Source organism: Spirillospora sp. CA-128828 (genome assembly GCF_050945415.1).
Lineage (GTDB): Bacteria > Actinomycetota > Actinomycetes > Streptosporangiales > Streptosporangiaceae > Spirillospora.
On record NZ_CP191986.1, the window covers coordinates 8,302,378 to 8,316,237 of the forward strand.

Consider the following 13,860-nt stretch of genomic DNA (forward strand, 5'->3'; position numbering starts at 1 on the left):
TATGATCATCTGGGCGGCAAGGCGAAAGGGGAACTGTGCGTAATTCTGTCCTGGTCGGAGCCGTCGCCGCCTGTGCCGTCGCCGCTCTGGCCGGTGCCGGTGGCACGTCGTCCGTGGCGGCGCTGAGCGGTTCGGACGAGCGGATCGGGCCGGAACGGCCGACCCTCGTGGGCTGGGCGCGGTTGCCCGCAGAGACCTACGCCGCCGGGACCGAGCCCTCAGGCTCCGCGTTGGGCACCGAACCGGTCAACGGCGTCAAGGTGCCCTTCGCCCATCAGCCGATCCAGGGCTTCAGCGGCATCGTCAAGAACGAGGACGGGTCGTTCTCCGCGATATCAGACAACGGATACGGAAAGAAGAACAACAGCGCGGACTTCCTGCTGCGCATCCACCGGATCAAGCCAGACTTCAAACGCGGCCTGGTACGGGTCCTCGGAGGCATCTCCCTTTCCGATCCGAAAGGCCTGCTTCACTTCCCCCTCACCAGGGCCGACCGAAAACTCACCGGAGCCGACCTCGACCCGGAATCGATCGTGCGCGCGCCGGACGGCACGTACTGGATCGGCGACGAGTTCGGCCCCTACCTCCTGCACTTCGACCGTGCCGGGCGGCTGCTGCAGAGGCCCATCCCGGTACCCGGCGTGAAATCCCCGAACAGCCCTGACCTGCAACCCGGCGAAGAGCCCGATATCGGCGACAGCAAGGGGCTGGAGAATCTGGCGATCTCCCCGGACGGCAGGACGCTGTATCCGATGCTGGAGGGAACGGTCACCGGCGACACCCCGCAGGATCTGCGCATCTACGAATTCGACCGGCGCCGCGCCACCTTCACCGGACGGCGCTGGACGTACCACATGGACGCCCCCAAACTGTCCGTGGCCGATCTGACCGCCATCGGCCCGAACCGCTTCCTCGCCATTGAACGCGACAACCTCAAGGGTGATGCGGCGGCTCTCAAGAAGGTCTACAAGGTCGACCTCGACGACCGGGACCAGGACGGCCGGGTCGACAAGACCGAGGCCGTCGACCTGCTGAACATCGCCAACCCACGCGAGCTCGGCACTCCGGGCAAGACCTTCGAGTTCCCCTTCTTCACCATCGAGGCCGTCACCGTCCTGGACGACCGGACCATCGGCGTGCTGAACGACAACAACTTCCCATCGGACGCGACCCGGGTGCCGAACCGGCCCGACGACGACGAATTCATCGCGGTCCGCCTGACCGAAAGCCTCAGCAGGCCATGACGGCGCAGAGGATCCGCCCGGCGTTCGGGATCGTGCTGGCCGCGGCCGGGGCGGTGCTCTGGGCGATGGCACTGGCTTTCGTGGTCCCGGCCGCGCGGACGGGCGAGAACGCCGCGTTGGCGGTGGACGACGCGGCACAGGAGATCCCGAACGACCGCTGGTTGAGTCTGTGGGTGCACGACCTCCGCTGGGCCGCGATCATCGTGATCGTCTGCGGGCTGGCACTGACCGCGTGCTGCTCCGGTCACCGCAAGCATGCCGCCGTCGTCGCCGGGATCGTGTTGCTGATGGCCGATGGCACGTTCACCGCGATGAACGCGACCGGGTGGCCGGCCATGATCGGGGCGCTCGTGGCGGCGTCCGCGATCGCCGCCACCACGATGGCGGCTCAGCGCAGCGACACGAAAGCGGACGGGCCACAGCGGCATCTGGTCGGGTACGGAATCGTCGCCGCCTGGTGTGCGCCCCTGCTGCTGTCCAATGCCATGAGCGGGGTCGGCCGGTTCGTTCCGGCCGGGTTGGCCGCCAGTGCGGGCGTCGCCCAAGTCCTCCTCGTGCTCGCGGCCATCGCCTGCGCCGTGTCGGCAATGCCGCACGTTCCACCTGGTGCCGTTCCTGCGGCCGTCGGCTTCGCCGCCGTCCTGGGAACGGCAGGGGCGTTCGCGGGCGCGAACGGCGACGTGGTCTGGGCGCTGCTGCTCGGCGGTCCGCTTGTCGTCGCCGTGCTGCTGCTCACCTCCCGGCCGCGATCCGCGCGTTCGTTCCTGGGCCTCGCGATCATCGCGGTGGGCTATCCCTTTGCCGCACTCGCCGCGTTCCTGGTGGGCATGGGCCCGGCGATAGGCGCACTGGCACTGTCCGGTGACTCCTATCCCGCCGACGGGGTGGCCGCGCTGCCGGGCGGCCTGCTCGCCGGCGCGGTGGCGGGCATCCTGACCGTGTGGACAAGGGGCGGCCGCCGTCCCGCACCACCGATCTAGGCCGGCCGGCTTCCGGAACCGCCCCGAGGTGACGGCGATGGGCAGGGCCCCTGGCGATGCCTACTGTGGAAAGGAGCAGGAGACCGGTCGTCGGGGGCATTCGGGGGGAAGCGTGAGCGGGGCCGAGATCGATTACAAGGCGGTGTTCCAGGCGCTGCCGAGCGCGGTGGCGCTTCTCAGACCGGATCTGGTGTACGCCGACGTCAATGACGCGTTCTTGCGAATTTCGGGCCGCACCCGCGAGCAGTTGCTGGGCCGGTACCTGTTCGACGTCTTCCCCGACAATCCCAACGACCCCGCCGCAACCGGGATGCGCAACCTGAGAGCGTCGCTGCGGCGGGTGACGGCCGCCGGGGAACGCGACACCATGGCGTTGCAGCGCTACGACGTGGAGGACCCCGAGCGGCCCGGGGTGTGGCAGGAGCGGTACTGGAGCCCGATCAACGCCCCCGTCCTGGGTCCCGACGGGAAGGTCGTGCTGCTCCTGCACCGGGTGGAGGAGATCACCGAACTCATCCACGCCCGCGGTGCCCGCGGCGGCGGAGACCGAGCCCAGGTGCTGGAGGCCGAGCTGTACACCCGAGCCCGGGAACTGCAGGAGCTCAACGAGCGACTGCGGCGAGCGCATGCCCGTGAGCGTGAGGTCGCCCTGGCTCTGCAGGAGGCGATGCTGCCCTCCGCCCCGGCGATCGGCCCTCACCGCGCCGCCGTGCGCTACCGGCCCGCGATCGGCTCACTGAACGTGTGCGGCGACTGGTACGACCTGGTCGACCTGTCCGGCGACCGTATCGCGGTCGCCGTCGGCGACGTCGTCGGCCACGGTCTGACCGCGGCCACGGTGATGGGCCAGTTGCGCGCGGCGCTGAGCTCCGCCGCCCTCGTCGCCGACGGCCCCGCCCAAGCCCTGGACGCCCTCGGCCTGTACGCCCGCTCGGTGGAGGGCGCCGAGTCCACCACCGCGGTCAGCGTCTTCATCGACTGGACGACCCGCACCCTCACCTACAGCAGCGCGGGACATCTTCCGCCCGCCTTACTTCATCCCGAAGGCACCGTTTCCTTCCTCGACCAGGCCACCGACCCCCCGCTGGGGGCCGCCCCCGAGCATCTGACCCGCCCGCAGGCCGACATCGCCTTCACCGAGGGATCGGCCCTGGTCCTGTACACCGACGGACTCATCGAACGCCGCCGTGAGGACATCGGCACCGGACTGAATTCGCTGGCCGACTCCCTCGCCCGCCACCAGCACGCCGACGCCGAAGCCCTCGCCGACGCCCTGCTGAGAGACCTGCTACCGCCCGCAGGCATCACCGACGACACCGCCCTGGTAATCATGCGCCTGTGACCACCGCCATTTTGTGGTGAGACTGGGCGCATGGCGACTGACGTGAACGTGATTCCCGCGCCGCGGCGGCTCGAGAGGACCGGCGGCTCCGGGCCGTTCAACGGGGACGTGCGAACCCGGGTCGATCCGTCACTCGCACCGGAGGCGTACCGGCTGACCGTGTCCGCCGACGGCGCCAAGATCGTCGGCGGTGAGGAGGCAGGCGTCTTCTGGGGTCGTCAGACCTTGCGTCAGATGCTGGACCCCGACGCGTTTCGCCGTGCCCCCATCGCACGAGGGCCGGTCACGGTGCCGTATGTGACCATCGAGGATTCGCCGCGTTTCGCTTGGCGCGGCTTCATGCTCGACGTCGCACGGCACTTCCTCCCCAAAGATGATGTGCTGCGCTACGTCGATCTCCTCGCCGCCCACAAGCTGAACGTATTCCACCTGCATCTCACCGATGACCAGGGTTGGCGCATCGAGATCCAACGGCATCCCCGGCTCACCGAGATCGGCGCCTGGCGGCGGCGAACCCGAATGGGCTGGGGTGAGCCATTGCTCTGGGACGAGCGGCCGCACGGCGGCTTCTACACCCAGAACGATCTGCGCGAGATCGTCGCCTATGCGGCGGAGCGGCATGTCAGCGTCATCCCCGAGATCGACCTGCCGGGGCATTCGCAGGCGGCCATCGCCGCCTATCCCGAACTGGGAAACACCGACGTCATCGACACGGCCGCGCTGGAGGTGATGACCGACTGGGGCTTCAACCGCAACGTGCTGGCCCCCACCGACGCCGTGTTGCGTTTCTATGAGGACGTCCTGGAGGAGGTGCTGGAAATCTTCCCCGGACGGTTCGTCCACATCGGCGGGGACGAGTGTTTCAAGGATCAGTGGCGCGAGTCCCCCGCGGCCCAGGCGCGCATCCGTGAACTGGGGCTCAAGGATGAGGACGAGCTTCAGTCTTGGATGATCCGTCACTTCGGCGGCTGGCTCGCCGAGCGCGGCCGGCGTCTCATTGGCTGGGACGAGATCTTGGAGGGCGGCCTGGCGGACGGTGCCGCCGTCATGTGCTGGCGGTGGTACAAAGGCGGGATCGCCGCCGCGGAGGCCGGGCACAGCGTGGTGATGTGTCCTCAGCAGGAGGTCTACCTCGACCACGTCCAGGGCCACGGTACGGAGGAACCCGTGCCGTTCGGATGGGTGCACACTCTCGAGGACGTCTACAGGTTCGAGCCCATCCCACCCCGGCTGGCCGGTACCCCCCACGCGGCCAACATCATCGGCACCCAGGCCAACATGTGGACCGAGGTCGCCGAAGACCGCGGGCGAGTGGACTACCAGGCGTTCCCCCGGCTCGTCGCGTTCGCCGAAGTGGCCTGGTCGGAGCTGCCGGATCCGGACGAACGCGATTTCGGCGACTTCGAGCGCCGGATGAAGGCGGCGCACTATGCCCGTTTGGACGCGCTCGGCGTCGGTTACCGGCCGCCCACCGGACCGCACCCCTGGCAACGACGGCCCGGCATTCCCGGACGGATGCACAGCAAGCCTCGGAAGACCTGGCGGATGGCGGACTGAGCGCTCAGGAGCCGCTGTGCTGGTGCTGCTCTGGCAGGCGGCTTTCCGGGTGCACCCACAACAGGACGTTGTCCGGCCGCGCGTCCCCCGCTTCCTCCCACTCCCGCCGGAAGAACGCGAGGACCTCCCGATCCGAGTGGCGCAGGCTGAAGTGGATCAGGACGAACAAGGTCTCCGGGTGGGAGTCGACCACGGGTCTGAGCCGGCTCCACACCGTGTGCCCGACCCGATTCGCGCGGTCCATTTCGGCGTCGTCAAGGAAGGTGCACTCCGTGATGACGACCGGATACTCGAAAAGCCACAGATTCCGCTCGAACACGTTCACATGCGTGTCACCCAGGAAGGCGAACAGCGGCCGTCGGACCGCGACGTCGACCTCGACCCCCTCCTTGCGGCGCCGAGCCATGATCCGCCCGAATTCCGCGCCTCGGCCCTCCCTCACCAGAGACCGCCGCAACTCCTCGAACTCCGGCCGCAGCGCCTTGCTCTGCTCCGAGAAGGCATATCCCACGCATGGCACCTTGTGTTCGCATTCCACCACCCGCACATGGTGTCCCCGGCGCCCGAAGGTGAACTCGTCGTCCTGCCGAACGCCGTGCAGGCGGTAGCCCCCCGCCAGGGCCGGGTCGAATTCCGCTCCATGGTTCAGCTCGGCGGAGGCGCGAAGGTAGGACTCCACGTACGGCGCTGCCGCGGTGGGCAGGTAGATGTCCGCGCCGGAGGGTTTGGAAGCCAGGAAGTCGAGGTCCTTGGAGTGATCGTGGTGCGTGTGGGTCAGGAAGACCGTGTCCACCTGCCGCCCTTCGCACAATCCCGCATCAAGGCTGCACCTCAGCTCGGGAATGTGAAAGAAGGTCTTGTCGTTCGCGCGGGAATAGCCGGTCAGGGTCAGGTCGGCACCGGGAATCCGCCATGTCTTCCACTGCCTGAAGGGATGTCCCCGTTCCAGCGGCTCGGGATGGTCAGGCCGTTCTTCCAGAGTCCGCATCGTCGAGGAGCCTTTCGAGAACGTTCGCGGCCGCACCGGCGTGATCAAGTGCCCGCGATCGTAGCGGCCGGCCTGCCACGGGCACACTGCTTTTCCGCGACGACAACCGCGTCCGCGCCGAGACCGAGCGTGGAGCCCGGGTCGGGACTGCGGCTAGTCGTCCGGCTCCTCGTCGTACGGGTCGAGATGCCGGGTGATGCCGGTGTACGTCTCGCGGACCAGTTCCGCCGTGCGTCGAGGGCAACGTGCGCCATGTGGATCCGCCCCGGCCTCCTGCGGCGGTGCCAGATCACGGATGTGCTCCAGCGTGTCCTTCACATCGACGCCGGGGTGCCCGTCGGGGTGGCCGCACGGCTGGTCAAGAGCGCTCAGGTCGAACGACTTGAGCGCCTCGCGGTACAGCAGCAGCACACCTGGCGCGGGTGAGCCCCAGCGGGACGCGTCAAGCATGAAGCAGACCGCGAGAGCCAACAGGGTCCGTTCCTCGACCGGGGGATTGCCGAGGAGCCTCCGGCACGCCCATATGGAGGCGGCCTGGGCCGTCGGGTCGATGGACCTGGACTCCTGCTGCCGGAGATCTGCGAGCAGCGCGCCGGCCTGCAGCCGCCCGTCCACCAGGAAACGCGCGTCGAGGTGTTCGGTGGCGGGGACCTCGAACCGTCTCCGGCGCGCCCCACGCAGGTCCTTGGCCAACTCGGCGGCCAGGTCGGCCAGAAAGCCCGGGCAAGTCCAGGCGTCGAACTCGGCGGGTGACAACATCTCGTAGCCGGGCTCCGAGGCCGCCCACGCCTCGGCGTCACCGATGATGGCCGCGATCGCACCCGCGTCCTCGGGCTCGATGTCCACCAGCGGGGGATGCCGGTGCTCGCCGGGCACGGCGCAACCGCTGGCGCGCAGCACCTGCTCGGCGCGCTCCGCCCCTTCGATCAGATAGTCGAAGTCGCCCACGGTGGTGAATTCGAACTCGACGTACCACCGGGCAGACCAGGCCGCGACCAGCATCGCGTTGCCATGCCGCTCACCGGCTTCCTTCGCCACGCCGAGGGAGATCAACGCGAGCGTGTACTCCGGACCGAGGAGCGGATACCCCTCGATCATCCCGGCCAGTTCCTCGGCGAAGGCCACATAGTCGAACCGGCCGTCACTCTCGGCAGGCATGCGAGGCTCCAAGTCAGACACGGTCGCGGTCAACATGAGACAAACCCGTCCCACCGCGAGTTCCAGACGAAAAGACCGTCCTGTCGCCGGCTCCCGGATCTCGGGGCCGATGCGAAAGGTTGTGGTGGAGGAAGTCGGCGGTCGCCTGGGCGGCTCGGGTGACGTGCGGTTCCACGTCATAGAGGTCGATGTGCCGGTCGGCGTCCAGCCAGACGATCTCCTTGTCGCCCGGCTTACGTTCGTAGAACTCTCGAGCCAGCTCGGGTGAGCAGTAGGCGTCGGTCTTTCCGTGGACGATGAGGAGCGGAGTGGCGGCCAGGAGGTCGGCCGCGCCGAGGGCGTCGAAGGTCATCAGGGAGTGGAGCGATCCTCTGGTGACTTCGTTGCGCCAGCCGGGCGAGGCGGACCGGGCGGTGCCGTAGTAGGCGTACGGCTCGTCGCCTGCCATCGCGGCCTCGGCGCCGTCGGGCGCCACGGCTGGAATGTACTCGTCGTACCGGTCCAGGAAGCCGCCGAGCGCGGACCGGTAGGCGTCGCTGCCCATTGCCTGGACGATCCGGGCCGGGCTGTTGTAGGCGCCCGCGATTCCTGCCACCGCCTTCACACGGGGGTCCGTGGCGGCGGCTCGTACCGCATAACCACCGCCAAGGCAGACGCCGACCACGCCGATCTGGGTCGGGTTCACCTCGGGTCGGCCGGCCAGCACGCCGACGGCGGCCCTCAGATCGGCCAGTTTCCCTTGACTGTCTTCATGCTGACGGCGTCCGTCGCTTTCCCCAAAGCCCCGGTGGTCGAAGGTGAGCGTGACGAGCCCGGCCTGAGCGAGCAGCTCGGCGTAGGTGCCGAGGACTTGGTCTTTCACCCCGGTGAAGGGACCGGTGAGCGCGACGGCGGGTTGTGAGTCGTCCGCGTCCGGAAGCCGGAGCTCGCCCACCAACTCGATGCCTTCGCTACCGAAAGTAATTCGCTCGGTTTTGACAGTGGTCATGAGCCCTCCCAAGCGTCGATCGATGCCGCCGGGTCAGCAGGCCCGGCGTCGCCGGGGCCCGGACACAGCGGCATCCCGGGCTCTGCCGCCGTGCAGGTGCGGACCCTAAGCTCTGTCATGACCGGGACACTAGGCCCCCTGATCTTGAACCGGCCAGAAGGCACTTTCAGGTGCCCTTCCAGAGGGAGAACCCATGGCGCTGGTGATACCTGACGTCCTGGAAGAAGGCTGCGCGACCCGGCAGGCGCTGGAGCGACTGGCCGCCAAATGGCGAGTCCTGCTGATCTATGCGCTGCTCGCCGGACCGCAGCGGCACGCCGAGCTGCGCCGCAGGCTACCTGGCATCACTCAAAAGGTGCTGACCGAGACCCTGAGGAGCATGGAAAGTGACGGGCTGGTCGAACGACGGGTACTCAAGAAGACCGCCCCACAGCATGTCGAGTACACCCTGACCACACTCGGCAAAACCCTGCAGGAGCCCCTGTCCGCCATCTGCACTTGGGCCCTGGAACACCCCTAACCCTCACACCGGGGGTCTGGGGGTCGCCCCCAGGTAGGCATGACGGAAGCGGATCAGGCTTCGGGTCGCTCCGTGACCACGAATCTCGTGCCGGCGAGCACCTCACCGACGGCCGTTTCCGCCCAGGCCGCGAGCCTTTCGGGCTTCTCGGCACTGAGGTCCAGCAGATCGGCGATCTCGGAGGCGGTCGGCCGAGTCACAAGAGAACAGCTCACGATGGCACGTCCTGTCGCGCTGCTCGGCTCCTCTTCCTCCGGGTCGTCAGGCACCCAGCGGCAGACGTCGACACTCCACGCGCCGCCGCGCGGACGATCGGACTGCGTTGCGTCATGAGAACCCCTCGGCCGACGTGCCCGACCAGGGCACGCCGACAACAGAGTGATGGACCGGAGGGAGGCGGTGGCGAGGGCGCGTTCCGCCCGATGCCAACGGCCCCACCACGCCCAGGGCGTCGTCTCGCCATCAGTGGCCCGCCCCTTGAACGAGATCCTCATGGGGATCCCTCCCCACCCAGAGCCCAGCGAGGCAGAAACGCGCCGATGAAAGTCGGCTCCCCCGTAACTACCGATGCATGCGTTCCGTCGTTAGGATCTCTTACGGCTGCCGTGTCACCCCGAAACTGCCCTCAGGTCGACCGTGGGACGACAGGCCTTGACAGACTCCCCCAGAAGTTCTGCGACTCAAACGGCCCATCCGACATGATGGCTCAGAAATGACACGTATCGTCGCCGCGGGCGTAGCCGTGGATTTCTCGTCCGCACTGGCATTGGTGTGGATCGCGCTGGTGGGTGACGGAGCGCTGGTCGCATACTTCGTCATCCGCGCCCGACGCAAAATCCGAGCCATAGGCCGGACCCCGGTCCTGCCGTGCGGTGCCGGGGAAGAACACGCGGGCCAAGAGGTCTGGCTGCGTGGTTCCGCGGCCCCGGGGCCGGACGGGCCGGTGACGGCGCCGATCTCCGCCAGCGAGTGCGTGTGGTTCATCACGCGCACGGTCGAATACACATCGTCCTTCTGGGGGTCCCCGACTCCGAAGGCGGGCAGGCTCGACTGGCACCGGTCATCAGCCCCTTTCGTGTTGCGTGACTCCACGGGCGAAGCGACGGTGTTCCCCGAGGGGCTTGCCCTGGAACCATCCCCCGACTCCCGGTTCGACATGATCCGAGCGGACCGACTGGTCAAGACCGCAAACGACTTTGAGAAGAATCCGCGTCTGCGCAAGCGGGCGGCCGGTGACCGGGGGCGCGAGGAATGGATCCTGCCCGAGGGAAGCGACGTCTACATCAAAGGCACAGTGGAAAGAGGCGTGGACGGTGTGGTCGTGTCGAAGCCGCCTTCTGGGAACTTTCTCATCACGCTCGTCGCCCCGGACGACGAACTGAGAGACCAAAAGGCCCTGGTGTGGATTTTGACCCTACTGGTCTTTCCAGGTTGCCTTGTCCTGGCCTACATCGTCGGCCTGGGCGTTCAACTCATCTGATGGACGGCAGCCCCGGTGCTCGTGGTGACCGGGTCAGCCTCGCCCCCTGGCGGATCAGAGCGGTCACCGCCGCCGCGCTCGTCCTGCTCCAGCGCGATAACGACCGCACCATCTGAAGATCACGTACAGCAACCGCGAGCTACAAAAAGAGTTCAGTGCACCGCCTGACCCGGCACCGACCCCACTCGCCATCGCCGGACCAACAGGGCTGGCCGTTCTGTCGCTCCGCCGGACAGTCATGGGTGCACCCAAACAGGTGCGACCATCAATAATCCAAATCAGCTCGGATCAATCTACCCGAGCTTACCGAGTTAGTCTCTGAAGGAGACCAATATGTCTGTTCCCAGCGACGACGAGATCACTCGACTCCAGGCGGAGGCGGACCAGCGCCAGATGGACGAGCGCAAGGAGATCGAAGAGGCCACCCGCAAAGCTCAGGAGGCCTTGAGGAAGGCGCAGGACGGCCAGTAGCCTCCAGCGCCAGAATCATGACTGGCAAGTAGTCGGCCTCTACTGTTCTGCTGATCTTTTGTTAATTTGACACGCAGCTCAGGCCGCGTGTGCTTCTCATATGGCCGCTCTCATTCCTGCACATGAGGAATGAGAGCGGCTCTTTTTCCTGGGCTCGCGTGCGCAGGGACAGGCCTCAGGTGCATCGACATGCCCGCAGGTCAGGACGTGTTTGAATGCCCCAGCGAGGATCTGGGCGCTGGCAAGCACCGCCCCTGTAGTCCGAGTGGCCACCGATCGGCTGTCGGGAGCGGATGTCCGGCTGCGGTGTCCGGCAGCTTCAAGGCCTTCAACGACATCGCAGGCGCTCGTCGGCCGAGTGCCCGCCCCACCGCTCGAACGGTTCATCGACGACATCTACTTCCTGACCGGGGTGCCGCGCCACCGCCGGATGAACGTGCCGCCGATGCCGTCGGCCCACCTGTTCGTCAACCTGGGCGGACCCGCCCGCCTGTGGGATTCCGACGCTTCGGTGGCGACATCGCCTCGGCCACGGAAACACTGCGGGTCCTGGAGGAGGAGCTGCGATCGCGACTTGTCGAGGACCGCCGCGCGGTCTCGACCTGGTCCAGCACACAGACGCGCGGTTGGAGACTTCTCACGGTTGATCCTGTCCGTGGACGCCCTGCGTCCGGTCGACTGGTCGGAACTCGCCCAAACGGCGGGCTACTTCGACCCGCCAGACGACGGTCCGATGCCCGCTGATTGATTCTTACAAGCCCGGTCGCTCCGGGGGCGGCAAGATCGGAGGCGATGGCGCAAGGAGACCGGAGGAGAACCAGTGGGCACAGTGATCATGCACAACGTGGTTTCGGTGGACGGCTTCATCGCCGACGAGCACGACGACGTCGGGCCACTCCACGAGTGGTACTTCAGCGGGGACACCCCGATCACCGAAGGCGGCGACCAGCAGTACGACCACTCCGGAGCCGGAAGCGGCTTCAAGGTCTCACGTGCATCGGCGGAGTACGTCCGGTCGATGTGGGAGTCGATCGGCACGATCGTGATGGGCCGCAACCTGTTCGACCTGGTGAACGGCTGGGAGGGTCACCCACCCGCGGGCGACCACGTGGTCGTGGTGTCCCACCGGCCAAAGCCCGAGGGCTGGCACCCCGAGGCGTCGTACCATTTCGTCGACGACGTGACGGCCGCGATCGACAAGGCCCGGGAACTCGCCGGGCAGCGAGTCGTCGCTGTGAACGCCGGCGAAGTGGGCGGCCAGATCCTCGCGGCCGGCCTCGTGGACGAGGTCGCGATGGACGTGGTGCCGGTGGTGTTCGGGGCGGGCAAACGCTACTTCGGCGGCATCGATGGGCAGCTTCTGCTGGAGGACCCCCACGTGGTCATCCAGGGCGACCGGGTGCTGCACCTGAAGTTCAAGGTCCGCCGCCAGGCCCCCCGCCAATGAACCGCGACCCAAGCCGGGAGGGGGCGTAGGGGCGGAGCCCCCACACCGGGGGTCTGGGGGTCGCCCCCAGGTAGACATGACGGAACGACGTGGCGAAGGTGCCCGCACAAGCGGGCACCGAGCACACGTCGTCCAGAGTGGAGGTGATGGCTTCCTACTCGAACACATACACCCGGCTCAAAGAGCTAAGCGAGAGGTTCAGCATACTAAATGGCAGTCAGGAGACTCTGCTCGTGGCCTGGTGGCAGACAGGGGCCGGTCCAAGGGGCGGCGACCGGTAACCGGTCGGGAGAGCGGTGCCGGCGCGGCGTCCAAGACGACCGATCCACCGCCGCACGGTGGTGGCACTCCAGCAGCGCCGCGATCCCTCCGGGACGGACGAGTGCGCGACTCGTCGTCGATGGCCGGCAGTCATGTCGTTGCCCTTGATTGCTCGGTGACCGATCAGTCGGGCCTGAATGTATGGACGGTGATGTCGGAGGTGTCGGTGCCAGTCGCCCGCAGTAGTTCGAATGCGATGCGCAGTTCCTTCTGCCCCATGCTTTTACAGTCCAGCCGGGTCTTGCGGGCGTTGTAGGCGGAGTTGTTGTTCAAGATCCACCGGCCGGTGAGCAGTCCGTCAGAGTCGATCTCCGGTCTGAGTTCCCCGCCGATTCGGGCCGGCGGTCGGAGCCGGAGCAGTCTGGTCACCCGGTCATACGATGCTCCCGCCGCGAGATCGGCGTGCTTGAGCCCGTGGTCGGGGCGCCCTCTGCCCTCGGGGTAGACCCGCCTAGGGTAGAGGCTTGCATACGACGGGTCTTGCTCGGGCGCGATACGGATGTCGCCCCGAGCGTCGATAAGCCATAGGAAGGTCAGCGACAGGTCGAGCATGCTCACCTCCAGCGGCGCTCCTTGCCGGATGATCTGGACGGTGGGCGGCGAAATATAAGGCCGCTCGAACCCGCGTCTGCGGACGAATATCCGGCTCGGCCTGCCGAGCCGGTCGAGCAACTCGCCACTCCATCTCGGCGAGATCCGGTCCCGCTCGACGACGGGATTCAAGACGATTCCAACCTGCGGTTGCACGAAAACCGCCACAACGGCAAGCAAAGGCACTCTTCGCGACACATTCTGAGTTCCACTCCGGGCGAGACGAACCGAATCCTTCTCAATACCGTCCGGAGAACCTCTGACCGGACCAGCACCATGGGCGATCCTGAATCGTTACAGCAGTGCATCGAAGGTCGGAGATTCTCAGATCCTGTCTACGTCGATGCCGACGACGCCGGACCGCAGGTCTCAGGCGACGAGCCTACCGAGGTCTTCGCGCCCCTCATGAACGCGCACAAGGCCGCAAAGCACAACGGCGGTGCCGCTGCCCTACTGGGCACCGTCACCGCCGTCACTGACGACAACTCATCCTCGGCGATGCTCGCACCGCGCTTGCCGGCGGGTGTTCGAGTAACGCGTGCTCGAAGCGGGTGAACGTGCCGCCGATGCCGTCGGCACACCTGTTCGTCAACCTGAGCGGACCCGCCCGCCTGTGGGATTCCGATCCTTCGGTGCCGCCGGCACGCCGGGACGGCTGGGGTCGACGCCCAAGGGTCCACCCTCCTGGCGTACCGCTTCGAGCGGACACGAACGGCCCAACCGGGTCTTGTTGTTTTGCATGCTCGCGGACCCGCTGACGGGCTCTTCTTGAG

The 13,860-nt window shown here is 67.2% G+C and carries 13 protein-coding genes; 8 read left to right on the forward strand and 5 right to left on the reverse strand.

Going from position 1 to position 13,860, the window contains the following annotated elements; all coding sequences use genetic code 11:
• Window positions 1–35 precede the first annotated feature (35 nt).
• From ACQPXG_RS39895 to ACQPXG_RS39910, 4 genes are all read left to right on the forward strand, one after another.
• The gene (locus ACQPXG_RS39895; RefSeq protein WP_433464330.1) at window positions 36–1,244 is read left to right on the forward strand and encodes an esterase-like activity of phytase family protein; all 1,209 of its coding nucleotides are present in this window, start codon (window positions 36–38) and stop codon (window positions 1,242–1,244) included.
• The gene (locus tag ACQPXG_RS39900; protein WP_433464331.1) at window positions 1,241–2,224 is read left to right on the forward strand and encodes a hypothetical protein; all 984 of its coding nucleotides are present in this window, start codon (window positions 1,241–1,243) and stop codon (window positions 2,222–2,224) included. The genes ACQPXG_RS39895 and ACQPXG_RS39900 overlap by 4 nt, the downstream gene beginning before the upstream one ends.
• Before the next feature lie 112 nt (window positions 2,225–2,336).
• Complete coding sequence (locus ACQPXG_RS39905) at window positions 2,337–3,566, forward strand: PP2C family protein-serine/threonine phosphatase (protein WP_433464332.1); 1,230 nt, start codon at window positions 2,337–2,339, stop codon at window positions 3,564–3,566.
• Between the two features lie 30 nt (window positions 3,567–3,596).
• Window positions 3,597–5,123, forward strand: coding sequence for a beta-N-acetylhexosaminidase (locus tag ACQPXG_RS39910; protein ID WP_433464333.1), 1,527 nt, complete (start codon window positions 3,597–3,599; stop codon window positions 5,121–5,123).
• Window positions 5,124–5,127: 4 nt separating this feature from the next.
• Here ACQPXG_RS39910 and ACQPXG_RS39915 read toward each other — a convergent pair whose 3' ends face one another.
• The 3 genes from ACQPXG_RS39915 to ACQPXG_RS39925 form a co-directional block, all read right to left on the reverse strand.
• On the reverse strand, window positions 5,128–6,159 hold the full coding sequence (locus ACQPXG_RS39915; protein ID WP_433464334.1) for an MBL fold metallo-hydrolase: 1,032 nt from the start codon (window positions 6,157–6,159) through the stop codon (window positions 5,128–5,130).
• 105 nt (window positions 6,160–6,264) lie between these two features.
• Complete coding sequence (locus ACQPXG_RS39920) at window positions 6,265–7,269, reverse strand: hypothetical protein (protein WP_433464335.1); 1,005 nt, start codon at window positions 7,267–7,269, stop codon at window positions 6,265–6,267.
• Window positions 7,270–7,282: 13 nt separating this feature from the next.
• Window positions 7,283–8,257, reverse strand: coding sequence for an alpha/beta hydrolase (locus ACQPXG_RS39925; RefSeq protein ID WP_433464336.1), 975 nt, complete (start codon window positions 8,255–8,257; stop codon window positions 7,283–7,285).
• 193 nt (window positions 8,258–8,450) lie between these two features.
• Here ACQPXG_RS39925 and ACQPXG_RS39930 point away from each other — a divergent pair, with 193 nt between their 5' ends.
• Window positions 8,451–8,777: a winged helix-turn-helix transcriptional regulator gene (locus ACQPXG_RS39930; protein WP_433464337.1), complete on the forward strand. Its 327-nt coding sequence runs from the start codon at window positions 8,451–8,453 to the stop codon at window positions 8,775–8,777.
• A gap of 53 nt (window positions 8,778–8,830) precedes the next feature.
• On the opposite strand, the gene ACQPXG_RS39935 is transcribed toward ACQPXG_RS39930, so the two are convergent.
• Complete coding sequence (locus ACQPXG_RS39935) at window positions 8,831–8,992, reverse strand: hypothetical protein (RefSeq protein ID WP_433464338.1); 162 nt, start codon at window positions 8,990–8,992, stop codon at window positions 8,831–8,833.
• A 497-nt stretch (window positions 8,993–9,489) separates the two neighbouring features.
• Between ACQPXG_RS39935 and ACQPXG_RS39940 the strand changes: the two genes are divergently transcribed.
• The 3 genes from ACQPXG_RS39940 (at window position 9,490) to ACQPXG_RS39950 (ending at window position 12,175) form a co-directional block, all read left to right on the forward strand.
• The gene (locus tag ACQPXG_RS39940) at window positions 9,490–10,257 is read left to right on the forward strand and encodes a GIDE domain-containing protein (protein ID WP_433464339.1); all 768 of its coding nucleotides are present in this window, start codon (window positions 9,490–9,492) and stop codon (window positions 10,255–10,257) included.
• A gap of 333 nt (window positions 10,258–10,590) precedes the next feature.
• The gene (locus ACQPXG_RS39945) at window positions 10,591–10,728 is read left to right on the forward strand and encodes a hypothetical protein (protein WP_433464340.1); all 138 of its coding nucleotides are present in this window, start codon (window positions 10,591–10,593) and stop codon (window positions 10,726–10,728) included.
• A gap of 820 nt (window positions 10,729–11,548) precedes the next feature.
• Complete coding sequence (locus tag ACQPXG_RS39950) at window positions 11,549–12,175, forward strand: dihydrofolate reductase family protein (RefSeq protein WP_433464341.1); 627 nt, start codon at window positions 11,549–11,551, stop codon at window positions 12,173–12,175.
• A 444-nt stretch (window positions 12,176–12,619) separates the two neighbouring features.
• Here the strand turns inward: ACQPXG_RS39950 and ACQPXG_RS39955 are convergent, their stop codons facing one another.
• The gene (locus ACQPXG_RS39955; RefSeq protein ID WP_433464342.1) at window positions 12,620–13,267 is read right to left on the reverse strand and encodes a hypothetical protein; all 648 of its coding nucleotides are present in this window, start codon (window positions 13,265–13,267) and stop codon (window positions 12,620–12,622) included.
• Between the last annotated feature and the right edge of the window lie 593 nt (window positions 13,268–13,860).

Bases quoted from the DNA above. Each gene is read 5' to 3' on its own strand.
- ACQPXG_RS39900 (WP_433464331.1), top strand. From the start codon at position 1,241: ATGACGGCGCAGAGGATCCGCCCGGCGTTCGGGATCGTGCTGGCCGCG.
- ACQPXG_RS39910 (WP_433464333.1), top strand. From the start codon at position 3,597: ATGGCGACTGACGTGAACGTGATTCCCGCGCCGCGGCGGCTCGAGAGG.
- ACQPXG_RS39920 (WP_433464335.1), bottom strand. From the start codon at position 7,269: ATGCCTGCCGAGAGTGACGGCCGGTTCGACTATGTGGCCTTCGCCGAG.
- ACQPXG_RS39925 (WP_433464336.1), bottom strand. From the start codon at position 8,257: ATGACCACTGTCAAAACCGAGCGAATTACTTTCGGTAGCGAAGGCATC.
- ACQPXG_RS39930 (WP_433464337.1), top strand. From the start codon at position 8,451: ATGGCGCTGGTGATACCTGACGTCCTGGAAGAAGGCTGCGCGACCCGG.
- ACQPXG_RS39940 (WP_433464339.1), top strand. From the start codon at position 9,490: ATGACACGTATCGTCGCCGCGGGCGTAGCCGTGGATTTCTCGTCCGCA.
- ACQPXG_RS39945 (WP_433464340.1), top strand. From the start codon at position 10,591: ATGTCTGTTCCCAGCGACGACGAGATCACTCGACTCCAGGCGGAGGCG.